This window comes from Peteryoungia wuzhouensis (assembly GCF_003205195.1).
Classification (GTDB): Bacteria; Pseudomonadota; Alphaproteobacteria; order Rhizobiales; family Rhizobiaceae; genus Allorhizobium; species Allorhizobium wuzhouense.
Genome location: NZ_QJRY01000001.1, coordinates 145,349 through 171,233, shown reverse-complemented (window position 1 = coordinate 171,233; position 25,885 = coordinate 145,349). Strand labels below are relative to the sequence as shown.

30 protein-coding genes are annotated in these 25,885 nt (G+C 62.6%); 19 read left to right on the top strand and 11 right to left on the bottom strand.

All coding sequences use genetic code 11. The features are described 5' to 3' along the window. Nucleotides 1–407: 407 nt before the first annotated feature. Entirely contained in the window at nucleotides 408–833 is a 426-nt protein-coding gene (gene msrB, locus DMY87_RS00895) for a peptide-methionine (R)-S-oxide reductase MsrB (protein ID WP_110789413.1), read from the bottom strand. A gap of 295 nt (nucleotides 834–1,128) precedes the next feature. On the opposite strand from msrB, the gene DMY87_RS00890 reads away from it, so the two are divergent. The 10 genes from DMY87_RS00890 to DMY87_RS00840 all read left to right on the top strand — a co-directional run bounded on the left by DMY87_RS00890 (nucleotide 1,129) and on the right by DMY87_RS00840 (nucleotide 10,429). Next, the gene (locus DMY87_RS00890; protein WP_110789412.1) at nucleotides 1,129–3,531 is read left to right on the top strand and encodes a putative monovalent cation/H+ antiporter subunit A; all 2,403 of its coding nucleotides are present in this window, start codon (nucleotides 1,129–1,131) and stop codon (nucleotides 3,529–3,531) included. A gap of 628 nt (nucleotides 3,532–4,159) precedes the next feature. Beyond that, on the top strand, nucleotides 4,160–4,579 hold the full coding sequence (locus DMY87_RS00880; protein ID WP_110789410.1) for a Na+/H+ antiporter subunit B: 420 nt from the start codon (nucleotides 4,160–4,162) through the stop codon (nucleotides 4,577–4,579). Next, on the top strand, nucleotides 4,579–4,956 hold the full coding sequence (locus DMY87_RS00875) for a Na+/H+ antiporter subunit C (RefSeq protein WP_110789409.1): 378 nt from the start codon (nucleotides 4,579–4,581) through the stop codon (nucleotides 4,954–4,956). The genes DMY87_RS00880 and DMY87_RS00875 overlap by 1 nt, the downstream gene beginning before the upstream one ends. 223 nt (nucleotides 4,957–5,179) lie before the next feature. Continuing rightward, nucleotides 5,180–6,799: a Na+/H+ antiporter subunit D gene (locus tag DMY87_RS00870; RefSeq protein ID WP_110789408.1), complete on the top strand. Its 1,620-nt coding sequence runs from the start codon at nucleotides 5,180–5,182 to the stop codon at nucleotides 6,797–6,799. Beyond that, a complete protein-coding gene (locus tag DMY87_RS00865) occupies nucleotides 6,796–7,272 on the top strand; it encodes a Na+/H+ antiporter subunit E (protein WP_245408791.1) in 477 nt (158 codons plus the stop codon). Before DMY87_RS00870 ends, DMY87_RS00865 begins: the two co-directional genes overlap by 4 nt. After that, nucleotides 7,269–7,676, top strand: coding sequence for a cation:proton antiporter (locus tag DMY87_RS00860; protein ID WP_110789407.1), 408 nt, complete (start codon nucleotides 7,269–7,271; stop codon nucleotides 7,674–7,676). The genes DMY87_RS00865 and DMY87_RS00860 overlap by 4 nt, the downstream gene beginning before the upstream one ends. Further along, nucleotides 7,673–8,011 (top strand): monovalent cation/H(+) antiporter subunit G, encoded by a 339-nt coding sequence (gene mnhG, locus DMY87_RS00855; RefSeq protein WP_110789406.1) that lies wholly within the window; start codon nucleotides 7,673–7,675, stop codon nucleotides 8,009–8,011. Before DMY87_RS00860 ends, mnhG begins: the two co-directional genes overlap by 4 nt. Before the next feature lie 412 nt (nucleotides 8,012–8,423). Then, nucleotides 8,424–8,852 carry a Ros/MucR family transcriptional regulator gene (locus tag DMY87_RS00850; RefSeq protein WP_110789405.1) on the top strand — a complete coding sequence of 143 codons (429 nt, stop codon included), beginning with the start codon at nucleotides 8,424–8,426 and terminating at the stop codon, nucleotides 8,850–8,852. 195 nt (nucleotides 8,853–9,047) lie between these two features. After that, nucleotides 9,048–9,554: a helix-turn-helix domain-containing protein gene (locus DMY87_RS00845; protein WP_245408790.1), complete on the top strand. Its 507-nt coding sequence runs from the start codon at nucleotides 9,048–9,050 to the stop codon at nucleotides 9,552–9,554. After that, the gene (locus DMY87_RS00840) at nucleotides 9,551–10,429 is read left to right on the top strand and encodes a DUF6456 domain-containing protein (RefSeq protein ID WP_245408789.1); all 879 of its coding nucleotides are present in this window, start codon (nucleotides 9,551–9,553) and stop codon (nucleotides 10,427–10,429) included. The genes DMY87_RS00845 and DMY87_RS00840 overlap by 4 nt, the downstream gene beginning before the upstream one ends. A gap of 16 nt (nucleotides 10,430–10,445) precedes the next feature. Here DMY87_RS00840 and DMY87_RS00835 read toward each other — a convergent pair whose 3' ends face one another. From DMY87_RS00835 to DMY87_RS00810, 6 genes are all read right to left on the bottom strand, one after another. Beyond that, nucleotides 10,446–10,709, bottom strand: coding sequence for a hypothetical protein (locus DMY87_RS00835; RefSeq protein WP_110789404.1), 264 nt, complete (start codon nucleotides 10,707–10,709; stop codon nucleotides 10,446–10,448). Continuing rightward, complete coding sequence (locus tag DMY87_RS00830) at nucleotides 10,706–11,143, bottom strand: PIN domain-containing protein (protein ID WP_110789403.1); 438 nt, start codon at nucleotides 11,141–11,143, stop codon at nucleotides 10,706–10,708. The genes DMY87_RS00835 and DMY87_RS00830 overlap by 4 nt, the downstream gene beginning before the upstream one ends. Before the next feature lie 46 nt (nucleotides 11,144–11,189). Beyond that, entirely contained in the window at nucleotides 11,190–11,606 is a 417-nt protein-coding gene (locus DMY87_RS00825; protein WP_110789402.1) for a SufE family protein, read from the bottom strand. 119 nt (nucleotides 11,607–11,725) lie between these two features. Further along, the gene (locus DMY87_RS00820) at nucleotides 11,726–12,019 is read right to left on the bottom strand and encodes a type II toxin-antitoxin system RelE/ParE family toxin (RefSeq protein WP_245408828.1); all 294 of its coding nucleotides are present in this window, start codon (nucleotides 12,017–12,019) and stop codon (nucleotides 11,726–11,728) included. Continuing rightward, nucleotides 11,950–12,315: a CopG family ribbon-helix-helix protein gene (locus tag DMY87_RS00815; protein WP_110789400.1), complete on the bottom strand. Its 366-nt coding sequence runs from the start codon at nucleotides 12,313–12,315 to the stop codon at nucleotides 11,950–11,952. The genes DMY87_RS00820 and DMY87_RS00815 overlap by 70 nt, the downstream gene beginning before the upstream one ends. A 279-nt stretch (nucleotides 12,316–12,594) precedes the next feature. After that, a complete protein-coding gene (locus tag DMY87_RS00810; RefSeq protein WP_110789399.1) occupies nucleotides 12,595–13,086 on the bottom strand; it encodes a DUF5330 domain-containing protein in 492 nt (163 codons plus the stop codon). A gap of 500 nt (nucleotides 13,087–13,586) precedes the next feature. Between DMY87_RS00810 and DMY87_RS00805 the strand changes: the two genes are divergently transcribed. The 6 genes from DMY87_RS00805 (at nucleotide 13,587) to DMY87_RS00780 (ending at nucleotide 18,967) form a co-directional block, all read left to right on the top strand. Further along, nucleotides 13,587–15,089, top strand: a complete 1,503-nt coding sequence (locus tag DMY87_RS00805) for a sensor histidine kinase (RefSeq protein ID WP_425353464.1) — start codon at nucleotides 13,587–13,589, stop codon at nucleotides 15,087–15,089. After that, a complete protein-coding gene (locus DMY87_RS00800) occupies nucleotides 15,061–16,119 on the top strand; it encodes a peptidoglycan-binding domain-containing protein (protein WP_110789397.1) in 1,059 nt (352 codons plus the stop codon). The genes DMY87_RS00805 and DMY87_RS00800 overlap by 29 nt, the downstream gene beginning before the upstream one ends. Nucleotides 16,120–16,227: 108 nt before the next feature. Further along, complete coding sequence (locus tag DMY87_RS00795) at nucleotides 16,228–17,736, top strand: methyl-accepting chemotaxis protein (protein ID WP_245408787.1); 1,509 nt, start codon at nucleotides 16,228–16,230, stop codon at nucleotides 17,734–17,736. A gap of 42 nt (nucleotides 17,737–17,778) precedes the next feature. Beyond that, nucleotides 17,779–18,069, top strand: a complete 291-nt coding sequence (locus tag DMY87_RS00790) for a type II toxin-antitoxin system RelE/ParE family toxin (protein ID WP_110789396.1) — start codon at nucleotides 17,779–17,781, stop codon at nucleotides 18,067–18,069. A gap of 114 nt (nucleotides 18,070–18,183) precedes the next feature. Continuing rightward, the gene (locus tag DMY87_RS00785; protein WP_110789395.1) at nucleotides 18,184–18,513 is read left to right on the top strand and encodes a HigA family addiction module antitoxin; all 330 of its coding nucleotides are present in this window, start codon (nucleotides 18,184–18,186) and stop codon (nucleotides 18,511–18,513) included. Nucleotides 18,514–18,613: 100 nt separating this feature from the next. Then, nucleotides 18,614–18,967: a DUF1491 family protein gene (locus tag DMY87_RS00780; RefSeq protein WP_110789394.1), complete on the top strand. Its 354-nt coding sequence runs from the start codon at nucleotides 18,614–18,616 to the stop codon at nucleotides 18,965–18,967. A 132-nt stretch (nucleotides 18,968–19,099) separates the two neighbouring features. Here DMY87_RS00780 and DMY87_RS00775 read toward each other — a convergent pair whose 3' ends face one another. Further along, nucleotides 19,100–20,173 carry a DUF2336 domain-containing protein gene (locus DMY87_RS00775; RefSeq protein WP_110790315.1) on the bottom strand — a complete coding sequence of 358 codons (1,074 nt, stop codon included), beginning with the start codon at nucleotides 20,171–20,173 and terminating at the stop codon, nucleotides 19,100–19,102. A 391-nt stretch (nucleotides 20,174–20,564) separates the two neighbouring features. Between DMY87_RS00775 and DMY87_RS00770 the strand changes: the two genes are divergently transcribed. Both DMY87_RS00770 and DMY87_RS00765 read left to right on the top strand, forming a co-directional pair. Continuing rightward, on the top strand, nucleotides 20,565–20,780 hold the full coding sequence (locus tag DMY87_RS00770) for a hypothetical protein (protein WP_133252988.1): 216 nt from the start codon (nucleotides 20,565–20,567) through the stop codon (nucleotides 20,778–20,780). A gap of 279 nt (nucleotides 20,781–21,059) precedes the next feature. Next, nucleotides 21,060–22,013, top strand: a complete 954-nt coding sequence (locus DMY87_RS00765) for an HD-GYP domain-containing protein (protein WP_110789392.1) — start codon at nucleotides 21,060–21,062, stop codon at nucleotides 22,011–22,013. A gap of 64 nt (nucleotides 22,014–22,077) precedes the next feature. On the opposite strand, the gene DMY87_RS00760 is transcribed toward DMY87_RS00765, so the two are convergent. Continuing rightward, on the bottom strand, nucleotides 22,078–22,629 hold the full coding sequence (locus tag DMY87_RS00760) for a DUF1254 domain-containing protein (protein WP_110789391.1): 552 nt from the start codon (nucleotides 22,627–22,629) through the stop codon (nucleotides 22,078–22,080). Continuing rightward, nucleotides 22,626–23,210 carry a DUF1214 domain-containing protein gene (locus tag DMY87_RS00755; protein ID WP_110789390.1) on the bottom strand — a complete coding sequence of 195 codons (585 nt, stop codon included), beginning with the start codon at nucleotides 23,208–23,210 and terminating at the stop codon, nucleotides 22,626–22,628. The genes DMY87_RS00760 and DMY87_RS00755 overlap by 4 nt, the downstream gene beginning before the upstream one ends. Nucleotides 23,211–23,418: 208 nt before the next feature. Between DMY87_RS00755 and DMY87_RS00750 the strand changes: the two genes are divergently transcribed. Next, nucleotides 23,419–25,413, top strand: a complete 1,995-nt coding sequence (locus tag DMY87_RS00750) for an ATP-binding protein (protein WP_110789389.1) — start codon at nucleotides 23,419–23,421, stop codon at nucleotides 25,411–25,413. Nucleotides 25,414–25,446: 33 nt separating this feature from the next. On the opposite strand, the gene DMY87_RS00745 is transcribed toward DMY87_RS00750, so the two are convergent. Continuing rightward, entirely contained in the window at nucleotides 25,447–25,824 is a 378-nt protein-coding gene (locus DMY87_RS00745; protein ID WP_110789388.1) for a PH domain-containing protein, read from the bottom strand. Between the last annotated feature and the right edge of the window lie 61 nt (nucleotides 25,825–25,885).

The window sequence follows — 25,885 nt, the reverse complement described above, 5'->3', positions numbered from 1 at the left end:
GTCTGGTGCGGGCTGCCGGCTTCATGCCTTTTGGGGATCGGGAAGTCCCCTGGATTTATGTTTCCTACTGTACCAAGCAGGTCGACAGGCTCGAGGGCACCGGTTTTATCATCGACGATCCCCACGAGCTCTCGGAATGTGGCCTATACGAGCCGACACGCGTCATGCCGACCTTGCTCAAGGGCCTGCCCTGGTCGCCGTCCTTCTTCATGCGGAGACACCGTGACAATGTCGGGCCAGTCATCGGCCATGCCCCAGAGGTCACACGACGGCGAACACTGCAGATCATGCCTCATTTCTAGGAGGGAATTCGCCCCCCACACACAGCGAACCCGGCTCCCGCCTCGGTGGAGATCTCAACACAGCCTGGGAGGGAGGAGGCCCGGGGCCTCCTCAGGCACTCCCGCTCACTTCAACGGCTCGAACACCATCGAATGGCCGTTGATGCAGTAGCGCAGCCCCGTCGGCTTCGGGCCATCCGGGAACACATGGCCCAGATGCCCGCCGCAGTTGGCGCAGCGGATTTCGGTGCGCACCATGCCAAACGCCGTGTCGCGGTGTTCGGTCACGGCGTCCGGCTTCACCGGCTCGAAATAGCTCGGCCAGCCGCAGCCGGCGTCGAACTTCGTGTCGGAGATGAACAGCGGTTCGTCACAGGCGGCGCAACGATAGAGGCCCTTTTCGAAATTGTCCCAATACGGCCCGGTAAAGGGCCGCTCGGTGCCGTGTTCGCGCAGGATCCGGTATTGCTCGGGCGTCAGCTGCTCGCGCCACTCGGCGTCCGTCTTTTCGATTTTCGCCACGGTGGTGGTTCCGGTGGGGGTGGAGCTCATGGTCTTCTCCTTGAGAAAGGGATGGGGTCCAAGCAATGCGCAGGCCCTTTGGCACTATAGATAGGGCGGCAGGGCGGCCCCTGCAATTGCGCCGCTGCTCCCTCAGTCGCGCCATCGTCCATTCCCTTTCAAGCAAACACCGAAATACATGGGGAACACGAAAATTTCCGGGGTCTGACGCGTCCGTGATCGGTTTTTCCGCCGTTTTTGCTTGGAAAGCCGCGACCCATGTCCTAACACGGAGCCTCCTTGCATCGTCCCGACGACGGATGTCGTCCGCCCACGAGGAGGTGGAATGCCTGACCTGCCGAGCGGCCTGACCTGGCTCGCGCTCCTGCTGCCCTTCGTCGCCGCACTTGTTGCCCCCGTGCTGACCGCCCGCCTGGGCGCTGCCGCCGCCTGGTGTCTCGCGCTGTTTCCGGCGCTCGCCTTCTTGCATTTCCTAAGCATCCTGCCGGAGATTGCATCCGGCGGGCGCATCACCGGCGGTTTCGCCTGGGTGCCCAGCCTCAACCTCTCCTTCTCCTGGCTGCTCGACGGCCTGTCGCTCACCTTCGCGCTTCTGATCACCGGCATCGGCACGCTGATCGTGCTGTATGCCGGCGGTTACATGAAGGGCCATCCGCAGCAGGGCCGGTTCTTCAGCTATATCCTGCTCTTCATGGGCGCCATGCTCGGGGTTGTCGTCTCCGACAGCTTCCTGATGCTCTTCGTCTATTGGGAGCTGACCTCGATCACCTCCTTCCTGCTGATCGGCTTTGATCACACGCGCGAAGCCTCGCGTCGCGCGGCGCTCCAGGCGCTGGTTGTGACCGGCGGCGGTGGCCTCGTCCTGCTGGCAGGCCTCATCTTCATCTGGAACATCACCGGCATCAGCCAGCTGTCATTGCTGCTCTCCACCGGCGATATCCTGCGCGAAAGCCCCTTCTATCTGGCGGCCCTGCTCCTGGTGCTCGGCGGCGCCTTCACCAAGTCGGCGCAGTTTCCCTTCCATTTCTGGCTGCCCAACGCCATGGAAGCGCCGACCCCGGTCTCGGCCTATCTGCATTCCGCCACCATGGTGAAGGCCGGCGTCTATCTCCTGATGCGCCTCAACCCGGTCATGGGCGGCACGCCCGCCTGGGAAATCCTCTTGCCCTTTTTCGGCGGCATCACCCTGCTGGTCGGCGGCGTCCTCGCGGTGCGCCAGACCGATCTGAAGCTGATGCTCGCCTATACGACGGTCGCCTCGCTCGGCCTGCTCGTCATGCTGACCGGCTTCGATACCCCCTATGCGGTCGAAGCTGCGGTGCTCTATCTCGTCGCCCATTCGTTGTTCAAGGGCGGCCTGTTCATGGTGGCCGGCATCATCGATCACGAGACCGGCACCCGCGACATCCGCCTGCTCGGCGGTTTGCGCAGGCTGATGCCGATCACCTTTGCCGCAGCCCTTCTCGGCGGCATCTCCATGGCGGGCCTGCCGCCGCTCTTCGGCTTCCTCGCCAAGGAAGAGATCTATGCGGCGCTCGCGGGCGCAAACCCGCGTGCCATCCTGTTCACGGCTGTAGCCGTCATCGGCAATGCGCTGATGTTCGTCATCGCCTTTGCCGTCGGGTTGAAACCCTTCATCGGCGCCGAGACGAAGACGCCGAAACATGCCCATGAAGGCCCCGTTCTGCTCTGGCTCGGCCCGCTGACACTGGCGCTCCTGGCACTGGTCGGCGCGCTCTTTTCCGGCATGGTCCACCGCTTCATTTCCTCGCCCATGGCAAGCGCCGTCGATGGCGCATCGCAGACGGTCTCGGTCGGCCTCATCCCACATATCGGCATGCCGCTGGCGCTCTCGCTTCTGACCGTCGTCCTCGGCATCCTGCTCTATCGCGGCCTCGACCGGCTCCGCGCCGGCGTCGATCGCCTCGTCACCGGCTTGGGCCTCAGCCCCGATCGCGGCTTCGATCATCTCGTGTCAGGCCTCGTCCGGCTCTCGGTCCGTGTGACCGGCGTCATCCACAATGGCCGCCTGGAAGTCTACATCACCACCACCTTCATTCTGCTGGCGCTCGTCCTGCTGGTCACGCCCGTCGTCTATGGCGAGCTGCCTGCCATGCCCGCCTGGCCCGCCAATCTGAGCCTCGTCGAGGCGGCCTTCCTGACAATCGCCGTCATCGGCGTCGCCGCCGTCCTCTCGGCCCGGGATCGTCTGACGGCCATTGTCTGCCTCGGCATCCAGGGCTTTGCGCTCGCCGTACTCTTCCTGCTTTATGGCGCGCCGGATCTCTCCTTCACCCAGTTCATGGTCGAAACGCTCTCGGTCGTTATCCTGGCACTGGTCATGACGCGCCTGCGCCTGTCACCCACCGATCACCGTCCGCTGATCGCCCGCCTGCTCGATGGCGCCGCTGCCGTCGCCTGTGGTGTCGGCTTCGCGCTCCTCCTCATCCGGGCCACCGAAGCGCCCTTCGATGCCACGCTGACCGAGTTCTTCGCCGCCTATTCCAAGGCGATCGCCCACGGTGCCAATGTCGTCAACGTCATCATCGTCGACTTCCGCGGCGTCGACACGCTGGGTGAAATCTCCGTCGTCATGATCACCGGCCTGGCCATTCTCGCGCTCATCCGCATCCGCGTCGGCACGGCGGCCCCCACCGCCTCCGTCGTCTCCCCGCCATCCGGCTCCTTTGGTGAAGTGAAGGGCAAGAAGAAGGGGAGGGGCAAGTGATGAACCGCTCTGACATCCATCGGCCTTCGGCCCACCGCTCCACGCCGCTCACCGCAGATCTTTGCCGGCCTTCGGCCCGCCCCCCTCTGTCGGCTACGCCGACATCTCCCCCTCAAGGGGGGAGATTGCCCGCCACCGCTTTGCCCGCCTCCCTGGAGACCGCTGACCGTGCCGCGCCCGTGACCACGCCACCCCATCTGCGGAGATCGCCGAGCCCGGCCGCCTTCCGATCTCCCCCCTTGAGGGGGAGATGCCCGGCAGGGCAGAGGGGGGCAACCCCGAGCACTGAAGCTTGCCCGTCAACACCCGCTGCCACCCATGTCGATGGGCCTTCGGCCCACCCCCCTCTGTCGGCTGCGCCGACATCTCCCCCTCAAGGGGGGAGATTGCCCGCCATCGCTTTGCCCGCCTCTTTTGCCGCTGTCGCTGTCTCTCCCCATCTGCGGAGATCGCAGCGAGTGGCCGCCTCCCAATCTCCCCCCTTGAGGGGGAGATGCCCGGCAGGGCAGAGGGGGGTACCCCGCTTCGCCGCCGCCAACTCGGCAGTGCAGATGGGGGCACCCCGCTTCGCGGCCATTGGTCGGACGGTAACCACGCCCCGCAGCGCCACCCAAATGGAGGCCCCGCGATGAACACGCTCATCTTCCGCACCTTCGCGCCCTTCCTCACCGCGCTGATGCTGCTCTTCTCGATCTTCGTCCTCTTGCGCGGCCATAACGAACCCGGCGGCGGCTTCATCGGCGGGCTGATCGGCGCCTCCGCCTTCGCCATCTACGGCATCGCCTTCGGCGTCCAGGCCGTGCGCCGTGCGCTCTGGTTCCACCCGATGTCGGTTGCCGGCTGCGGTCTGCTCCTGTCGACGCTGTCGGGCTTCGTCTCCGCGCCGCTCGGTTATCCCTTCATGACCGGGGTCTGGATCTATCCGACGCTGTTCGGCGTCGAGGTGCCGCTCGCCACCGTCGTGTCCTTCGATGTCGGCGTCTATCTCGTGGTTGTCGGCACCTTCACCTCGATTGCGCTCGCGCTTGAAGAAAGGGATGACGCCTGATGGAAGCGCTCTTTTCCCTCGTCGTCGGCATCTTCTTCACCGCCGCCTTCTATCTGATGATGTCCAAACACATCATCCGCGTGCTGCTCGGCATCGTTCTGCTCGGCAATGCCGTCAACATGCTGATCTTCACCTCGGGCCGCCTGACCCCCTCCATCCCGCCGATCATTCCGGGCGGAGAGACCGTCCTGCCGGCGGCCACCGCCAATCCGCTGCCCCAGGCGCTGATCCTGACCGCCATCGTCATCTCCTTCTCCTTCTTCTGCTTCCTGCTCGTCTTGACCTGGCGCGCCTATCAGGACCTCGGCACCGACAACACCGACGAGATGCGCGTCGCCGAACCCGCCGACGATCCCGCGCCGCCGATGGGGTATTGAGGATGGGGTTCGCTGAGATGTCCATGGCTGGCGTTTGGGGCCACACCCCCCTCTGTCACTTCGTGACATCTCCCCCACAAGGGGGGAGAGGGGTGTTCGCCGACGCCTGCCGCACCCCGCTCTCCCCCCTTGTGGGGGAGATGCCCGGCAGGGCAGAGGGGGGTACCCCTCACGCCATCACCACCCGCATTCCGCCCACCGCATACCATGGAGGTCCCGCCTGATGGCCACGCCCGCCACCACCGTCGACCTCACCGCCGCCCTCGTCACCGCACCGGTGGAGGCGGCCCAATGGCTGGCGATCCTGCCGATCGGCCTCTGCCTTGCCTTCGGCGCCGTGCTGATGATGATCCGCCACCGCACCGACTGGCATGGCCCCATCGCGCTTGTCGGCCTTGCACTCCTCGTCCTCGTTGACGTGCTGCTTCTGGCACGCGTGCTGAGTGACGGCCCGCTCACCATGATGATGGGCCGCTGGCGCCCGCCCTTCGGCATCGCCATCACGGTCGATCTGACCGGCGCGCTTCTGGCGCTCGCCGCCGCCATCGTCGCCTTTGCCTCGGCGCTTTACGCCCGCGTCGACATCTCGACCAGCGGCCGTCGCTACGGTTTCTATCCGCTCTTGATGGTGCTGATGGCCGGCGTCTCCGGCGCGTTTCTCACCGGTGACCTGTTCAACCTCTATGTCTGGTTCGAGGTCCTGCTGATCTCCTCCTTCGGCCTCCTGATCCTCGGCTCGGAACGCCAGCAGATTGATGGCGCCTTGAAATATGCGGTCCTCAACCTGATCGCGACGACCCTTTTCCTGATCGCCACCGCCTATCTCTATGCCATCTTCGGCACGCTCAACATGGCCGACATCGCGGTCAAGGCGCCGGGGCTTTCCGGCACCGCGCCGCTGATGACGCTGTCTGCCCTCTTCGTGTTTGCCTTCTCGATGAAGGCTGCCGCCTTCCCGGTCAATTTCTGGCTGCCCGCCTCCTATCACACGCCCCGCGTCGTGGTGCAGGCGCTGTTTGCCGGCCTGCTCACCAAGGTCGGCGTCTATGCGCTTCTGCGCGTCATGGTCATGCTTCTGCCGATCGAGCGGGAGGCCCTGAGCTTTGCCATCGCCGTGATGGCAGCCCTCACCATGATCCTCGGTGCCATGGGAGCCTTGGCGCAGAACGATATTCGCCGCTTCCTCGGCTTCATCGTCGTCGCCGGCATCGGCAACATGCTGGCCGGTGTCGCGATCGGCGGCGCGGTCGCGGTGGGGGCCGCGATCTTCTATGCGCTCCACTCCATCCTGCTGATGACGGCGCTTTATCTCGTCTCCGGCGAAATGGGCCGGCTGACCGGCACATTCCGCCTCGACCGCCTCGGCGGTCTCTGGGCTGCGGCGCCCGTCTTTGCCGCGCTGTCGCTCGCCCTCTTCTTTGCCGCGAGCGGCCTGCCGCCCTTTTCCGGCTTCTGGCCCAAGGCGATCCTGGTCAAGGCCGCTCTCGACATCGGCGCCTGGTGGCTGGCGGCAAGCGTGCTCCTCTCCGGTTTCCTCACCACCATCGCCTTCGGCCGCCTCTTCCTCTTCGCCTTCTGGCGTCCGGCACCGGAGGCGGCAGGCAGCGCGCCCGCCATGCCCGCCATCCCCGGAGGCGCACCACCGGTGTCCATGCCGTCGCTGTCGCTCGCCCGCACGGAAAACCGCTGGCGGCTTGCGCCCATCGTGCTGCTCTCGGCTTTCATCGTCGGCTTCGGCCTCTTCCCCGAACGCCTGATCCTCGCCACCCAGCAGGCGGCCGGTGATCTCGCCGATCCCACCGCCTATATCCGCTCCGTCTTCCCCGAAGGAGGTGTCCGGTGACCGCGACCGCAATCGCCGTTATGATGGCCGTCGTCTGGGCCATCGTCTCGGGCAGCTTTTCGCTGCACAATCTCCTCTTCGGCTTCGCCCTGTCGCTTTTGACGCTCTGGCTGCTGCGCGGCCACCGTCCCGGCTCTGGCGGCACCAGCCGCACGCTGCGCATCCTCTCGCTGTTGCGGCTCTTCCTCGTCGAGCTGGCAAAATCCGCCTGGCGGGTCGCGACCATGGCCCTCCAGCCGAAACTCGCGCTGCATCCGGGCATCTTTGCCTATCCGCTGCAGGTCAAGGGCGATTTCCAGATCAGCCTGCTCGCCAACCTGATCACGCTGACGCCGGGCACGCTTTCGGTCGACGTCTCCGAGGACCGGGGCACGCTGTTCATCCATGCCGTCGACTGCACCGACCTCGAAGCCGCGCGCCGCGACATTGCCGACGGCTTCGAGAAGAAGATCATGGAGGCCTTTCCAGAATGACGCCGGAACTGATCGTCGATACCGCCGGGCAGTTTGCGCTCGCCGTGCTGGTCCTCGCAACGCTGCTCACCGTCTGGCGCGCCGTGGTCGGCCCGACCCTGCCGGATCGTGTCGTGGCTCTCGACATGCTGGTCGGCATCGTCATCGGCCTGATTGCCGTCTTCGCGCTTCGAACGGGCTACACGCTTTATGTCGACATCGCGATTGCGCTCGGCCTCGTCGGTTTCCTCGCCACGGTCGCCTTCGCCCGCTTCATCCTTGCCCGCGGCACCACGCGTGAACGGCCGGGGCAGGGGGCGTCCGGCCCGCAGCCGGCGGCCGTGTCCAGGGCTGCGAAGGCGAATGCAAAACCGTCGGCCGGCAAACCGGCCAAATCCGCCGCCGGCAAGGGAGGCAAGGCATGACAGAACCGCTTCAACTCGCTCTGGCGCTTGCCGTCGCAGCCCTGATGGTGATCGGCGCGCTCTTCTCGCTCGTCGCCGCGATCGGCCTCTTGCGTTTTCCCGATGTCTACACCCGCATGCATGCCGCCTCGAAGGCCGGCACGGTCGGCTCCGGCCTGCTGCTTCTTGCCGTCGGCATTCATTCCGGTGATCTCTCAACCTTCGGCCGGGCCGCAGCCGGCATCGTCTTCTTCGTGCTCACCGCGCCGATCGCCGCCCATCTCCTCGCACGCGCCGCCCACAAGGCGGGATACAGATTGTCTGATGTATCGGTGCGTGACGATATGAGTAAATAGGCAGCAACGGATGATCAGAAGTTACGTCAATTCGAACTTTGCAATCTGAGCTTTCCGTCAGCTCGGAATGATGAACTAAAGTGGAATAGAACGGCTTTGCACCCGTTACATTTGATAGAAATAGCGGGTGGACATTTGGCCGTGGAGTGATAATCCAATGTCCAGTGAGCTGATCTGCTGTTAATCACGCTCCATCATCGCATTTTCGGCTTGTCTATTATAGTGAGACAAGTATTTTCAGGAAAATGCGGTGATGTTGAATAAGGCTTCCCAGAGGGAAGCGAGGGCGGATCTGTCATAAGTGGGGGTGGTCTGTGCAGTGTACCTGTTCTGGTTGGGGCCGGCAGGTGCAGAGTTGATTTTTTGCCACGTGCATCGGCGGACGCACGTGATCCTTGAATAGGAGAATGACATGAGTGAAGTACAACAGGGCCCTGGACAGCAGTTGCTGGTTGAACTGACGGCAGACATCGTCTCTGCCTATGTGAGCAACCACGTCGTGCCGGTCACCGACCTCACCAACCTGATTGCCGATATCCATCTGGCCCTCAGCAACACGTCCTCGCCCACCCCGGCGCCGGTTGTGGTCGAAAAGCCCAAGCCCCCGGTTCCGATCCGCAAGTCGATCGAGGACGACTACCTGATCTGCCTGGAAGACGGCCAGAAGTTCAAGTCGCTGAAGCGCCACCTGATGACCCATTACAACATGACTCCGGAAGAATACCGCGAGAAGTGGGGCCTGCCGGCCGATTATCCGATGGTCGCCCCCGCTTATGCCGAAGCGCGCTCGCGCCTCGCCAAGGAAATGGGCCTCGGCCAGCGCCGCAAGCGCGGCAAGTAAGTCATCCGGCAAACGCCGTTGACCAGAGATCGGCCGGGCCCCCAGGGTCCGGCCTTTTTGTTGGGTCGAAAAGGAAAATATTCCCTTCATTGCTGTGGTGTCGAGCCGGCATGAAATCAGCCCTCAATTTGTGGGGTTTATTTCGATGGAATCTCTGTTACCAATATAGGAAGAAAATCCTATTTGGAGATCGCCATGCAGATCGAGCATCCGACGTCACCCCCCTTCAGCCTCCGGCCGGTCTCGTCCTACGATCTGGCGACTGGCCCCGAGCCGGATCAGGGCGGGGAAGGCCGGGCCTCGCAGCCCGAGACGACCGACGGTGGCCATGCGGCGGCGGACGAGGGCGATCCCGCGATCGACCCCTTCGACCGCCCGCTGACCCCGGAGCGCCGGCTGCTCTGCATGATCGTGCGCCAGCTCACCCATGAACTGCTGCAGGCCGTCGGCCTCGACAGCGACAGCGGCGGCCGTCGCCGCGCCGCCGGCCATGTCCGCCAGGTGGCGATGTATGTCTGTCACGTCGCCTATTCCATGCCGATGGGCGAGGTGGCGCAGGCCTTCGGTCGCGACCGCTCCACCGTCGGCCATGCCTGCCGCATCGTCGAGGATCGCCGGGATGACGCCGCCTATGACGGCTTCGTCACCATTGTCGAGCGCATGGCAAGCGCCGTCTATCTGCTGGCAGGACGCCGCCCATGACCCGCAACACCGATCCCGCATCCGGGCCCCAGCCTGTGAGCCGCCCTCTCACCGCCGCCATGCCGCCGGCCCGCCAAACGCCGCTCTCCGCCCTGCTCGACAGCGCTGTCGGCCGCCATGCCCACAAACGCATCCGCGTGCTCCTGCGCCGCGCCCTGGATGGTCCGATCTTGCTGACCTCCGAGCCGTGTTCCGCCATCGTCCAATCCGACCCGCAACTGCTCGACCGTCTGGTGGCCGAAGGTCTGCTGACGCGCGCGCACGGCCATCTCCATGCAACGCCCGAGACCGCCGCCTATCTCAGGCGCGCCCTGTGCGACCAGGCCGGCGATCCCTTTGCCGATCAGCACCGCACGCTGGAACCGCAAACGCTGGTGACGCAGGATGGCCGCCAGCCTGTCCGCCGCAACCTGACGGAATCCCCGCTTTTTCCCCTGCTGCGGCTGAAGGAGAAGGATGGCCGGCCTTTCCTCACCGAAGACGCCGTCGCGGCCGGTGACCGGCTGGCACGCGATTTCGACCACGGCAATCTGCAGCCCCGCATCACCGCCAGCTGGCAGCCGCGTCTGTCGAGCCGGGTCAAGGGATCAGCGCCCGCCGGCCCGGATCTCGCCAACAGCCGCATCGCGGCCCGCACCCGCGTCAACAGGGCCATCGAGGCGATGGGGCCCGAACTGGCGGGCGTCGCCCTCGACATCTGCTGCTTTGGCAAGGGCCTGGAAACGGTCGAGCGCGAACGCCAATGGCCGGCCCGCTCCGCCAAGCTGATGCTGCGCGCCGCCCTTTTGGCGCTTGCCCGCCACTACACCCCGCCACCCCCGAAACCCCGCACCCGCCACTGGGGCGACGAGGGCTTTCGGCCGGAGATCGGGTGAGGGCAGGCTTAAACGCTCAGTCGCGCTCTGGCAGAGCAAACGCGGGCAGCGTGTCATCAGCTTCCGGATCAACGGCCGGCACCCGGTCGAGAACCCGAAGCGCTGCTTGCGGGTCGCCTTGATCAGCCCGCGCCTTCAGTCCCAGGATCGCCCGCCGATGGCCGATCCCGTCGGCAATCAGGCTGGAAAACAACTGGTTTAACGACACTTCATCCTCGGCCGCCGCCTTGCGGGCCTCTTCGAGCACATGCGCCGGCAGGCGCAGGGGATAGCTGGTCATTGGTACTGCCTCCTTAGAATTTCTTCCACAATTGCGCCGGCGCTACAGGTTTTGAGTCCGAAGGCCGACAGTGCTGGATGACGGAAATGACGATCATTGCTGACGATCCGGCTGGCGCCACCATTCAGGGCGCATTCGACATAAAGATCGTCTTTCGGGTCATCGAGAAACGGACGGTAGCGAATTCTTGGTGATACCAAGTGCGCTTGTTTGAACAGGCCATCCAGGATGATGTCGATGTCAGAAGACCGCAGGTCCGAAAATTGGCCGAGAATACCGGGTCTTTTCACAACGGATTCGTATTCCAATGCGACCGCTGGTGAAACGGCGAAAGGAACTCTCCCTTCAAGCATTGCACGCAGCACAATGTGCGACGCGCCGCGAGACGATCGCAAGGCAGATAGAATGACATGACATCGACGACGATCATCCACTTAAAGTGATATCGCAGGTGATATCAGTCAAGTGGTGCCATGGACCTCACACCAGCTTCCGCGCCGCCTCTTCGCGAATGCGTTGGATCATCGAGCGCAAGCCATTGGCGCGCTGCGCCGTCAGGTGTTCGAGAAGCCCGATCTGCTTGAAGAGCTCGAGCGCGTCGAAGGCGACGACTTCCGATGCCTTTTTGCCGGAATAGGCCGCAAGCACGATGGCGACCAGCCCGCGCACGATAAACGCATCGCTGTCGCCGCGAAACGTCATGACCGGATCGGCGCCGTCACCGGCCGAGACCGAGAGCCATACCTGGCTCGCACAGCCCTGCACCTTGTTCTCAGCGGTCTTCTGGTCGTCCGGCAGGTCTGGCAGCGCCTTTCCCAGCTCGATGACATACCGCATCCGGTCCTCCCAGTCGTCGAGAAAGCCGAAGTCGTCGATCATCGCTGCAAGTGTGGTCATTCGCGCACCCGTTTGTTCCGTCCGCCCCATATAGGCCAGCCGGGCTGCAAAATGAACCGCCTGGGATGAGGAATGCAGAAAGGAATGTTGCTGGCGAAATGTGGGAGGTGCTGAGGTCGTCACTCGTCAACTGGAAAATCCGGTTCCTCGCCATCGAGCACGAGGGTCTGCATTCTGCCATGGCGGATCGTCACGATCTCTAGCCCCGGACCGGCTCCAGATCCGACAAGGCGATAGTCAATCAGGCAATCTCCGACGACAAGAGTGCGTGTGCCGGGTATCCTAAGTCCGTGCAGCCTGTTGCCCGCTTCGGGAAAATCCTGAAGCAGCAGCCGTGCTTTCTTCATGGACTGCGCAAAGGCCTTTGCGGCGGCCGGACTTCGATCTCTGAGATAGGCGCTCTCGCGTCGGATGTAATCGGCCGCCCTGGGGGAGAGCCGGATGGAGATGATGCGACCTTGCCGGCTATGATGCGATCCATCTCGGCAAGAACGTCATCGAAGTCCTCGTGCTGTCCCGCATCCAGCTGCGCACCCCCTTCGATGGCCTCAAGAATATCAGCACCTTCCTGCAGCAGATAACCACGCAAGGCTCTGAGGATGATATGGCTTCGCGAACGCTCGGTCGCCCCGGCGATCGTGTCGATATCCGCCAGTATCTCCGTCGGGATCTGCAGTGTCACGGATTCGCTCTGCTTCGCCTGAGCCATGGGTCTTCCTCACTTGACGTTATGGATCATGAGCCAATTCCTTGCCTTTCTCAAGGCAGATGGCTCGCGAGCACCCAGCCGAAAAAAAAAAGGCCGCGAGAGGAAAATCTCGCGGCCCGGCAAATGCCGATAGGTGACAGTTTAGGGACAGGCAGACAGGCATCCCGGACCCACCAATGCGGGGAGGGATGCAAGGAGAAGGGGCGGCGGGCGCCCCTGAAATCTTCGTAAGTCAGGCCGGATCGTCTCTTCGGCGGTACCCGGCTTGGATCTCTCCGCTCAAGGCTTGGGCGGCGTATAGGGTTTCGGCAGGTTCTTCGGACGGGCGCTCGGAACCACCGTTCCGGTCACGATCGCTTCCGCCTGGGCCGCATTGACCGGCGTGGCGGCAAGAGCCGGAGCGGCGTCCGCCTCCTCGACTTCGGGCTTCACGATCTCGACAGTGCCCTTCTTCGGCAGCGGCACGTCTGCAGCCAGTTTGGCCGATCCGTCATCGGTAAACTGCTTGTCGAGCAGCTGATAGGCGACAAGCGCCCCTTCGCGGGCCCGCTGGCCAAGCGCCTGGAAGGTCTGCTTGCCCTTTTCGCAGACATCCGGCTTCTCGATGCAGAGCGAGCTCATATAGGCATAGGCGTCGGTCGCGGCCGCAAAGGCGTCGCCGATCTCGAAGGTCGGACCGCCCGCAGCCTCTTCCCGCGGCGGGCTGCCGAGATAGGACAGCGCCACGAGCGCCACCGAACAATAGAAAGTTCCCTTGATCAGAAACCACATGGTGTCACCGATATCCCTGTTGCCGGTCGTTGCCGGACTGCGTCGGGTTTGTCCCGAACTCGTGATCTCGACCCTAGGTTTGATTCGCGAAAATCGCTTTTCGAAAACCGCGGGCTTTCGAGGCGAATTTGATTAAAATTCGAACGATCGCCGGTTGTTTGCCCTTTCCCGTCAAAGTTTAGCCTTCGCCGTTAAGCATAACTGTGGCAGAGCCTCGACAATCCACCGCTTTTCGACGGCACGCCGCGCCGCAAGTCTTAACGGTGTTGCGAAAAGTAGAATGATTTCAGCAATTACGCTCCGTTAACCATAAATTTGAAAGCATGGCACACCTGTCTCGTTTCGGGTCGGATCGGCCCCTGCGACGGCATTCCGGGCCTTAGCCTTATCTATTCCTTAAGCGCGTCCGGCCTATGGTCGGCCGGTGAAATGAGATGAACCCATCGCGGATTTCTGGCGTGGTTGTATTGCGTAAAATGTCGGATGCTTGGACGATGGCGATGGACGCTGCGCTGACGCACGTCTTGTCCAGCGAGGCCGGTGCGCGGGTCGCCGATGCCGCCGAACTCCGCATTCTGCGCCGTCTGACCGCCGGGTTCCTCGCCGGCCTCCTGCTCCTGCCGGCCGGCCTCTCCGCTCTGATCGGCGCGGCTGCCGGTCTCCCGATCGGCGTCTCGCTCGCCGTCAGCCTTTATCTGATCACGGCGGTTGCACTCGTGGCCGGCACCCGTTTCGGCGCCCGCCTCGCCAGCCGTGCGGCCGATCCGCAGGCCGACAACTCCGTCGATCCCTGGGATTATTGCCCCGGCCTCTTCCTGACGCTCGACACCACCGGCGTGGTGCGTGGCTCGGGTGGGCGCGACCGCGACATGTTCCTCTCCTTCCTGCGCGAGCCTTTGTCGCGGCCCTTCGTCGAACAGGTCCATGTCTCCGATCGCATCGCCTTTGCCCGCGCGCTGGATGATCTGCGCCTCGGGGCCGATGTCGTCGTCATCGATGTCAGGCTTGATCGCCCCGTGCTCGGCCTCGATCAGACCCAGTTTCTCAATGTCCGCCTCGACATGACCGCCATGCGCAACGCCGCAGGCGAACTCGTTGCCGTGCGCGCCCAGATGCTCGATATCGAAGGCGAGATGAAGATGCGCGATGCCGTGCGCGTCAAGGAGCATGAGGCGCATGCCGCCCACGAGCTGAAGAGCCGCTTCCTCGCCGCCGTCAGCCACGAGATGCGCACGCCGCTCAACGCCATTCTCGGTTTCTCCGACATCCTCGCCGGCGAATATTTCGGCAAGCTCGAAAACGACCGCCAGCGCGAATATGTCCAGCTGATCCGCCAGTCGGGCGCCCATCTCCTGTCTGTCGTCAACACCATGCTCGACATGTCGAAGATCGAGGCCGGCCGCTACGAGCTGATGATGGAGAGCTTCGATGCCGCCGAGACGCTCATCGAATGCGAGCGCATGCTCTCGCTGCAGGCAACCGCCAAGGGCGTCAAGCTCTCGAGCCGCCTGCCGCGCGGTCTCGGCGAAATCACCGCCGACAGCCGGGCGCTGCGCCAGATCGTCATCAACCTGATCGGCAATGCCATCAAGTTCACCGATGCCGGTGGCGCGGTCACGCTGGATGCCGCAAGGCGCGGTTCGGACTTCGTCGTCTCGATCAGCGATACCGGCGTCGGCATCGCGCCGGAGAAGATCGCGCTCCTCGGCCGGCCCTTCACCCAGATCCAGGATGACCTCAATCGCAATCATGAAGGCTCTGGCCTGGGGCTATCCTTGGTCAAGGGCTTGACTGCGCTGCACGGCGGCACCTTTATGATCGAGAGCCGCAAGGGCGAGGGGACAGTCGTGACCATCACCCTGCCGGCCGATGGCTCCGGCGTCCTGAACGCCGACGAGGACAACATGGTCGAATTCCCGCCGCGCCTGTCGCAGACGGTTTCGACAGACAAGGAAAGCGGGAAAGCAGCGCGGCATGACCAAGCGGAAGCGAAAATCGCCTGAGAAGAGAAAGCCGGCGCTCCGTGCGCTGTCGCTGCTTCTTGGCTGCGGCACCGCGCTCGCGCGGCTGGCCGGCCGCTATCCGCGTTCGGTGACCGGTGTCACGCTGTTTTCGCTGATCTTCGGAACGGTTGCCGCCAATGCCCTGTGGTACCAGCCCGGCCAGCATCCGTCGCCCTTCCTGCGCACCCGTGATGCCTCCGATTTCACTGCCCTGGCCGGCATGCCGAAGAGCCCGCTTCTGAAGGCTCACGATCCCGATACAGTCACCACCTTCAAGATCGAGCGGGAAGGGGAGGGCGCGACCGAGGGCGACGCTGCTGCTGCGCCCGCCGACGAGTCCGCATCGCCCCGGCCGGTGGCGACGAATGCCCCGCCGCCGGGCGTGCCCAAGGCGAGCCTTCCGGCCGCCCAGCTGCCGGCCGCCGCCAGTGAAACCGCCGCCCTGATCCGCCAGGTCCAGGCCGAGCTTCTGCGCCGTGGCCTCTACCAGGGTGAACCCGATGGCGTCGTCGGCCCGCGCACGGAAACGGCCATTGCCGTCTTCCAGAAGACCGTCGGCATGCCTGCGGACGGCCTTGTCAGCCCCGAACTGATCGCCGCTCTCGCGCTCGACCGCAATGTCACCGCCGCCGTGCCCGCCCAGCGTCCGGCGCCGGAAATCTCCGGCCCGGCCGAGGATCCCGTCGCCGCCGCGATCCGCAGCGCGGAAACCCGCGTCGTCACGGCGCCGCGCCGCCCGGTGACCGCCCCCGGCAAGGTCTCGGCACCGGCCACCCTGCCGCCGCAGGACGTGAAACCCGCCATCGACCAGCCGACGCCTGTCCAGCAGGCGAGCTTCGATCCCGGCCTCGTCATGGAAATCCAGCGTGGCCTGTCCAACATGGCCTACAAGGACGTGACCATCGACGGCGTGCCCGGCGAACAGACCCGCGCCGCCATCCGCCGCTTCGAGCGCCACTACCAGCTGCCCGAGACCGGCGAACCCAGCGCCGCCGTGCTCAAGAAGCTGAGATCCATCGGCGCTCTCTAATGCGCGCGGCCTTAAGCCTTTCGTCTAAGTGAAATGTAAGGTTGTCGACGGCAAGAACTCGTTAAGCATAAGGCCGGCATACTCCTTCGATTGGAGGAGGACCTGTCCATGAGTGCCGCGATGTCTGCTGCGACCGATTTTGCCGTGGATCGAGACCCCCTGGCCGGGGAGGCTGGGGACAATAACCCCGCGCCCGAAGCCGCGGTTGACCAGCACCCGGATGCAAACGCCGATGCGGCCAGGCTGCGCGGCATCGTCGAGCGGCTGGCAAACGAAGCCTCGACCCTGGGCGTCGATCTCGTCGATATCGCCGGTGCCATCCAGGATGTCGCCGCCGTCTCCAAGCGCCATGCCGGCACCTTCGACCAGATCACCCGCACCGCCCTTTCGATTGCCGAAACCAATCGCGATGTCGCAGCCTCGCTGCGCGCGACCGACGAGACCGCCGGCGAGGCCCGCCGCATGCTCTCCGACAGCGCGACGCGCCTCCAAGGGGCCGTCGGCAAGATCGACACCATGGTCGAGGCGTCAGAGGAAATCGGCACCGAGATCGGCAGCTTCTCCCGCTCGCTCGCGGAAGTCGACAAGGTCGCCGAGGAGATCGGCACCATCGCCCGCCAGACCAATCTCCTGGCGCTGAATGCCGCGATCGAGGCGGCCCGCGCCGGCGAGGCCGGCAAGGGGTTTGCCGTCGTCGCAGCCGAAGTGCGGGCACTCGCGCTCCAGACCTCCCAGGCGACCGGCGCCATCCAGCAGACGCTGAACGAAATCCGCCAGAAGATCATAAGGCTGACCGAAGCCGGTCGTGGCGCCACCGACAGCGCTCGCGACGTGCGCGAAACCTCCCAGGCGATGAACGCCTCCTTCGGCGCCATGGAAGGCGTCATCACCCGCATTCTCGACGGCTCCTCGACGATCTCGGCCACCACCGACCGCGTCGACCGTCAATGTTCGGAATTCGTCGCCACGCTCGACACCATGGCCGGCGAAGTCCGCCAGTCCGACCAGCATCTGCAACAGACGGCCGGCCGCATCGACAAGGTCGTCGCCCTCTCGGAAACGCTGATCCAGCTCACCGCCAGCGCCGGCATCGAGACGGCCGACAGCCGCTGGATCAACACTGCCGTTTCGGTCGCAGCCCAGATCTCCGAGACCTTCCAGCGCGCCGTGGATACGGGCCGCATCCGCATGGCCGATCTCTTCGACCGCAACTATCGCCCGATCCCGGGCACCGACCCGGTGCAGATGCTGACCGCCTTTACCGATTTCACCGACCAGGTCCTGCCGGCGATCCAGGAGCCGGTGACCCAGCTCTCCGACCGCATCGGTTTCTGCGCTGCAATCGACGAAAACGGCTATCTGCCCACCCACAACAAGAAATTCGCCCAAGCCCAGCGCCCCGGCGACACCGTCTGGAACACCGCCAACTGCCGCAACCGCCGCATCTTCAACGACCGCGTCGGTTTGGCCGCCGGCCGCTCGCAAGCCCCCTTCCTCGTCCAGACCTACCGCCGCGACATGGGCGGCGGCCAGTTCGTCCTGATGAAGGACATCTCCGCCCCGATCACCGTCGGCGGGCGGCACTGGGGCGGGTTGAGGTTGGCGGTGAAGGTGTAAAGCGTCACTTGACGCTATGCAGCCTCTCGCCTATCTTTTGGCATGAAGATCAGGTCGGTGTTGCACAGGGGATTGCGACGTTTGATCGAGGCGGATGATGCGTCCGGCCTACAACCGGCTGTTGTTCCGAAACTGCGCCGTATGCTGTCCTTTCTGCAGGACATGCAGCGTGAAGAGGAGTTGCAGTCGGTCCCGAGTTGGAAGGCGCATCGGCTGACCGGAGACCGCAAAGGCACTTGGAGCCTGTTCGTCACCAAGAACTGGCGATTGACCTTTCGCATCGACAGAGACGCAATCGAGATCGTCGATCTTGACTATGAGGACTATCACTAGAGCGATTTCAGCAAAATTGCGCAGCGGTTTTGCGTCCGAAATTGTGAGAAAACAAAGAGATAGAGCATTGAGCGCGGGATGGTTTTCGCCGGATATGCTCCAGGAGTTTTGGGCATGAACATCGACGCCGGATACCGCATGAAGTCACCGGTCCACCCAGGCGATTTCATCCGCTACGAGATCATTGAGCCCCTCGACCTCTCCGTCACCGGCGCAGCGGCAGCCCTTGGCGTGACAAGGGCTGCCCTCTCGGCATTGCTCAACCAACGGGCCAGTCTCTCGCCCGAGATGGCGCTGCGCCTGGAAAAGGCCTTCGGTGTCTCCATGGATACGCTGATGCGCATGCAGAACAGCTATGACATCGCCGCGATGCGCCAGAGAGCGGAGAGTATCGACGTAAAGCCTTATGGCGGCATTCCTGCCGATCATGGCGCCGGGCAGTAGGCTAGTCTGGCGTCCGGCATGCTGACCTGTGAGCACTACTCGCAGTAGAACCCTCACCCAAGCCCTTCCCCTCCCACCCCGCATCCCCTACAACGCCCAGATGCGCATCCGCTCCGACATCTTCGTCTCCGCTCTCACCCGCCGCGTCTTCAACGACGGCGGTTATGCGGCGGTTGTGATCAAGGGCTCGGATGCCGCCGGCGCCATCTTTGTGCGCCAGCGCTTCCGCGACGGTCTGGAAACGCTGTATGGCCCGGCACCCCAGGCCTTCATCCAGGCGGAGGACCGGGACGACCGGCTGTTCGAGGCAAGGCTGGCGCGTGTCGAGGCGGAGGCCGTCGAGGCGTTGATTGCGCGCGAGGCCAAATTCGACAGCGATCTCTGGCTGGTGGAGATCGAGGTGGAACGGATCGGGGATTATCTGGAATTGGCGGCCCCTTCACCCTCCCCATGAAGGGCAGGGTCGGACCAAAGGTCGGGGACGAGGGTAATCCACCCCCACCACGCGGCAGGCCATAAGCCTGCGGCCGACCGCCGACCGCCGACTGCCTCTACTGGCTACTGCCTAATCCCGCTGCCCCACAGCCTAACGCTTGCGGGCCCTCAGCACCTGCCGGGCATGCTCGTCGCCGACAGGCTTGCGCGATCCCGCCACCCGCGCCGTTTTTGCCAGGCCCTCGGCCTCGCGCTCCGTCGCCTGCCCATCCATGTCGCCGAACGTATACCGGTCTGCCCGCAGCCAGCTGTCGATGCGGGCCTCTGCGGCATCCGGATCGATCGAGGCGATGAGGCTTTCGGCCCGGCTCTCGCCCGCCTCGTTGCGCGCAAGATGCGGATAGATGTGTTCGAGGATGAAGACGCTGTCCGCGTCGTCCATGGCGACACCGGCAAGCGTCGTCGCCAGCTGCCGCCCGGAAATGTCGAGCAGAATGCGTTCGGCCAGCCATCGGCTGGAGCTGAGCAGGTCCGAGAGCGTGGTCGCAAAGGCCCCGCCGTCGCGTGCCCGGGCAAACCGAACGAGAAGAGCGGTCTGCACCGCCCCGATCTGCCGTCGGCCGAGCCGGTCATCGGCGGCCGGCGTCTGCTGATAGGCAAGCCGCTTGATGGTCTGGCGCAGCGCCTCTTCGCGCGACGTTCTTGCCGCAGCCGCGGCATCGGCCTCGGCCGCCACCGCCTCGGCGTCGACATTGGCCGCACCCGGCAGGTCCGTCATCGTCAGGTCCAGCATGATCCGCTCGAAGTTCGATGCGGTCGATGAAAGCTGCGGTGCGACGCGTTCCGTCTGGGCCGGCCGTTCCGGTCGCGGCGGAAGCGCGTGGCGCAGGCCGACAAGCGCATCGATGACCGTTGGCGAAAGCTTCTCGCGCTTGACGATGGCGCGCGCATGGTCGGCCCCTTGCGTGCGGGCGATCATGATCAGCATGTCGTCGGACAGTGCCGGGGAGGAGGCGAGGAACGTCGCGGCAATCGCGATCGGCTGGCTGGCAATGAAGGCCGCCACCGCAAGCGGCAGATTGGGGCTTTGCGACAGGGCCGCCACCGCATCCCGCCGCGCTTCCGGCGAGGAATTCGCATAGAGCGGCTGGAAGAGCTCGGCAAATTGTCGGAGTTCGGATTTGCCGGGATAGGAGAGCGCCTGGAAACTCGTGACGGTGGCCATCAGAACGACATCCTTGTTCCGCGCGCCGGCCGGCCTTTCAAGCTCCCTGAACTGTTCGCTCACGACTAAAGCACTCCAACGCAATACAGATGCGTGTCACATTAGAACGAATTTGTTAGCAAGCTGTTAACTAACCTATGGCTTCTTGTGGCCGAACGGATGGCTAAAGCGTGGCGATTCGTTACAAGTATAAGATATTAGGCATATGCGTGGCCCGGTTTCGCGGGCGGATCCGCGAACGGGACAGGCGTCGGAGAAAGGCGCAGATGACCCCGGGCCGTGGCGAAAACCAGGCGACATGACCCGGAATGTGCCGGCCCGCTCGAAAGCGGGGCAGGGTGAGATCCTCTCTTCATCCCTCTCGATCTTTTTTGATGAAAAGGAGACGAGCATGGCAGACATCATCAGGATCAAGGACCGGCAGGATGCGGCGCGGCGCGCCCGCGCACCGCTGAAGGCCGAGACCGGCGGCACCAAGGCCGAAATCCTCTTCTTCACCGGCATCCGCCACGAACGGCTGGATACCCAGGCCATCTGGCCGCGCGTCGAACTGCCCACCCTCCCGGCATTGCCCACGCCGCAAGGCACCGACCGCAGACCCTTTTGAAACGGGGCTGAGCGAGCCTCCCAGTTTGGCTCTGCCCTGCAGCTCGACCCTGCCAAACCGTCCGGGTCCTTGCGACTGGACGGGTGCCCGGCACGCCATGGTGCCGCCCCCAGGCCCATTCCGGACAGGTGAATTGTGCCGGATCGACAGGTCCTGTTTGTATTTTAGAATATTTACCTGCCTTCAATAATTCTCGTAAAATATAATGATAATCGAAACTGAAGCCTCTCTGCGTCTCGCGGCAGAAAGGTCGGATACCGCGGAGCGCCGTTTCTATCCATGCTCGTCAAGCTGACCAAGGACCGCATCCGCAAGGGCATGTTCATCGAAAGCGTCGCCTGCCCGAGCGGGGAGTTCGCCAAGCGCCGCTTCATTCTGACCAGCGACCGTGATCTGGCCGCCATTGCCAAGAGTTCGGCAAGCGACGTGCTGATCAATGTCGCGCTGGGTCTGGATGCGGAGGGGCGCATGCCTGAGGCGCGCCCGTCCCGGCGCCGCACAGCCCCGAATTCGGCCGCGGACGCACAGGCCGCCGAGATCCAGAAGGTGCGCAACGATCTCGACCAGTCCCGCCAGGCGCTGAAGACGCGGCTGACCGATATGGTCGCCGGTGGCGCTCTCGATCTGGATGATCTCTCGGCTGTCGCCGACAGCAATGCGCGAACCTGGAAGGACAGCGCTGTCATCGCGCTCGAAGTCACCCGGCTGAAAAGCAAGGATGAAACCACCTATGTGCATTCGCTGGCCGTCAGCGGCATGATGACCCTTCTGGGCAATGCGCTCAATGTCGATGAGGAAATGGTCGGCGTGCTCGGCGTCGCGGGCATGCTGCACGATATCGGCAAGCTGCTGATCCCCAACGAGATCCTGACCAAGCCGGGCGAACTGACCCGTGCGGAGCGCGAGGTGATCCGCAGCCATCCGGAGGTCGGCTACCAGTTGCTGAAAACCTATCCCGGCATTCCGCCGATGGTGCTCGATATCTGTCGCCTGCACCACGAGGCGCTGGATGGATCCGGCTATCCGCTGGGGCTCAAGCAGGATGCGCTCAACCTGCCGGTGCGGCTGAGCACGGTCTGCGATGTCTTCGAGGCGCTGACGTCGATCCGTCCCTACAAGCGTCCCTGGACCTCCAAGGAGGCCCTGCACTGGATGTTTGCCCGCCCGCATCTCTTCGATCGCAAGATGGTCATCCGCCTCGGCAGCGTGCTGGTCGACGGCCCGATCAACTGACGGAGCCTGACGTCGTCTTTCCGCCGCGTGAGATGTTCACGGAGACCGGGAATGCGGCAGCCGCTCAGCGCCCGGTAAAGGGCAGGCACTCGGCATCCTTCAGGAAAGCCTGCGCCTCCGGCCCGGCGCTCTCCTGCGCGGCCAGCGCCCTCAGCACCACATAACCCGCCGTGCCCCGATGTTCGACGAGAATGGTCTCGGCCAGCGCCGCAATCGGCGTCTTGCGCAATTGCGCCACCTGCACCGGGGTTGCCACCAGCATGTCGAGATCGCCGGCAACGGAGGTGCGGTCATTCATCGAATAGACCTCGTTGCCGTCCTGGTCGAAGATGCCGACCGACCAGAAATCGACGCCGTCACCGGCCGCCACCAGCGACAGCGGCTGGCGGGTGATGTCGAAATGGCAGACCGCCACCTTGAGGAAGGGGTCGAGACCGGCCAGCCCCGTTTTGTCGGGCCGGCTGCCGAGCGCATGGAAGACGAAGGGCGGCCCCTCCTGTGTCACCCGCGTATAGGCGTCCTGGCCGGTGAAATGCGGCACGCCGAGAATGATGATGATATGCAGGAGAACCGCGCCGAAAATCCCGGTGACGAGGGCATAGAGAAACTGTCTCATTGGCCGCATCCCGTCTGCTCGACCACGGGCATTTCCAGCCCCGAGAGGCCAGTCGAGGCGGCAGCCGGCGTATCGAGCAGCGTCAGCACCAGCTGGAACCCGCCCGTATCGGGCAAAGCCAGCCAGTTGCCGGCCTTGGCGGTGCGCGAAATGGCGATCTCGAAGGTTCCGTCGCGCTGGCGCAGGATCCGCTGCGAATTCTTGGCGACCGGCAGGTCCGGCCCGGCAACCAGCGGCACACCGGAGCTGTCGGCCGCATAAAGCGTCCACAGCCGCGCCACCGGCGTTCGGCCGTAAAGCCGGTAGGAACAGGTTCCGGTCAGCGAAAGCCCCTTGGAATCGCGCAGCGCCGTGAACTGCAAACCCTCCGCCGAGCCATAGAGCAACCGGCCGGCCTTCGCCCGATGCGCCTTGGCGTAAGGGTCGGCATCGACGGTCTGCGCGGCGGGAAACGCCCGCCACCCGGACACCTCGATCGCCCCGAACCCGACCGACGCCGAAAGCATCGACTGCGCCGACAGGATCGCCCCGCCAAAGGCAGTGATAAGCGCGATCGCGACGAGGAGGGGAACACGAAACAAGGGTGGCAGGACCTTCAGAACGGGCGGCTGCGCCGCGCGGATGATGAGGTCGAACGGGTATCACTGATTCGCGGGTGAGGGAAGTTTGGGGGCGGGGTGAGGGCGGCGGGCCGGCATGCGAATACCTGCTGAACCGCACAACTATGAGCTGGAATTGGCACCATATCTTCAGGTAGAACTGATTGTAGCTAGATAACTGGAGGTGGCCGTGCTTGACAAAACGCAAACGAACCCGGGGATTCACAAGCAGTTTCACTTTCATAAATTTAGCGAGGATGAGCAAAAAATCCTTCGCAACCTCTCAAAGCACTGGTACCTGACTAACTCCGGTGAGACAATAAAGGTCGCCCAGTCTGAATATAGATATTTTCTGATGAAGCCGACAAAGCAGACGTCAGAAATGTTCAATATAGAGAGGGAGATTGTATGTATATTTAGCGATTACGCGAATTTTGAGCCGAGATCATTAGATATATTCGATAAAATCATTTCAAATTTACCGAAAATGAGGACCGAGACGGTTTGCGAGATACTCATAAGTAGAGCGCAAGATGTGGAGGCGAAAGTTGATCGCTTGTTAAAGTCTGATCCAGAGCATCCGATTGTAATTCCCTTGGAGTACAAAGAGATGACTTTGGGGAGTGTAAATGAAATCGTTCTTAACAGATTTAGATCTCATTTTTATACAAGGGATTTGTTCGCATTTTTGTCGCCGCTTAAAAAGGACACATATTTCTTTGGAAGAACCAATCTAATCAATGAGATGATTGGTCGTTACAAATCTGGCGAGCATACGAGCCTGTTTGGGCTCAGAAAGAGCGGAAAGACATCGATAGTATATGCGATTGAGCGCCGCCTTCAATCAGAGGGTGGCAAAGTGCTGTCGCTAGATTGCGAGTCTCCCTCTGTGCACCTGAGGCGTTGGTACGAGCTTCTTGCTAGTGTCGCGGAAAGTTATGCAGCTCTGAATGGATTGAGAATTAGTCAAAGTGATAGATCTCGATATGATGAAAAGAACGCCGCAGAGTCATTTGAACGTGATATGCTCAGCGTATTTAAACGTGTAAAATCGCGTACTCTAATAATACTCGATGAAGTCGAGAGAATAAGTCCCGGCACGGGATCGTCTCCCCATTGGAGGACCGGCGTTGATTTCATATATTTATGGCAAACACTAAGGGGCTTTTTTCAGAAGCATCCCGGAGTGTTCTCTTACATGCTTGTCGGAACGAATCCAAGTTGCGTGGAGGCTCCAACGGTAGGCGGTCATGACAATCCAATTTATGCATCGATACCGAGTCAGTACGTTCCATCTTTCACCGTCGATCAAGTAAGGGAGATGGTTTCCCGTCTGGGTGACTATATGGGGCTAAAATTCGAGCCATTGTTGTTCGGAAAGCTAACGGAAGATTTTGGCGGGCACCCATTCCTAATTCGCCAAGTTTGCAGCTTGATAAACAGAATTGCGGGGCCAGTTAGGCCTGTTTTGGTCGACAAGGCGCTCTACCTTAAGGCGAAGTCTCAGTTTAATGATAACTCTTTCGATTACTTGGAGATGATGGTTCATGTTCTCAGGGAATGGTATCCTGATGAATATGACATGCTGAGATTTTTGGCTCAGGGGGACGCGAAAAGTTTCGAAGAATTTGCCGCAAGTCATCCTAGTTATACACGTCATTTGATTGGTTACGGTCTGATTAGCGGTGGTGACAATGGATACGTGTTCAACTTAGAAAGTCTTGCCTCAATCATACGCGAGAAACACAAATACGAGAGAATAAACCTGTCCCCAGACGCGATGGTTGAGGAAGTGTCACAGAGGAGAAATACCCTCGAAAAACGACTTCGCATGGCGGCAAAAACGTGCTTAGGCATCAAATGCGGCAAGGTAGAAGGCTTAAAGAAAGTTTTGGCATCGGTCCCTCAAGCGAGAAGGGACAAGCTTGAGAATTCGAGCTTGGCGAGTCTACTAGACAGCGACAACTCTCCATTGTTCTTATTGGAATTGATCGCTGTATTTCGAAGAGAGTGGGATGCTTTCTCCAATGTTTTTGATATTGAAAAAGAGAAGTTTTGTGTCATGCTTGAGGAGATTAATAAGTACGGACGGCCGGATGCTCACGCGAAGCACATTTCCTCAGATGACTTCATTCAAATGAGGTTGTATTTTGGGAAGCTGGATATCCTGTTGCAAGACTTCTAGTAGGTTAGGCTCGCGGCGTCTCTCGGGTCAGCTCTACCTTAACACCCCCGTCGCCAGCGCCCGTTGTATGCCGCGCACATCCGTCCCCTTCTTCAGTGTCTTCGTCACCGGCTCATGGGCGCCCGACACCCAGATCTTCAGCTCGCTGTCGAGATCGAAGGTTCCGGCGGTCTCGACGGAAAAGCGGGTGATCGCGCGGTAAGGCACGGAGGTATAGTCCACCTTCGAGCCGGTAATGCCCTGCACGTCGATCAGGATCAGCCGCTTGTCGGTGAAGACGAAGACGTCGCGGATGACCTTGAAGGCAAGCCCCACCCGTTCGTCTTCGATCAACACGCCATCCAGCCGCTTGGCGAGATCGGCCGGATCGACGCTCGATCCATGTCCCAGCAAGGCATCGAAAAGACCCATCATCATCCTCCTTAGATGTCGAGGAGGAGATGGGAAGGGGTGGCGGGGCCGTCAAGCCCGC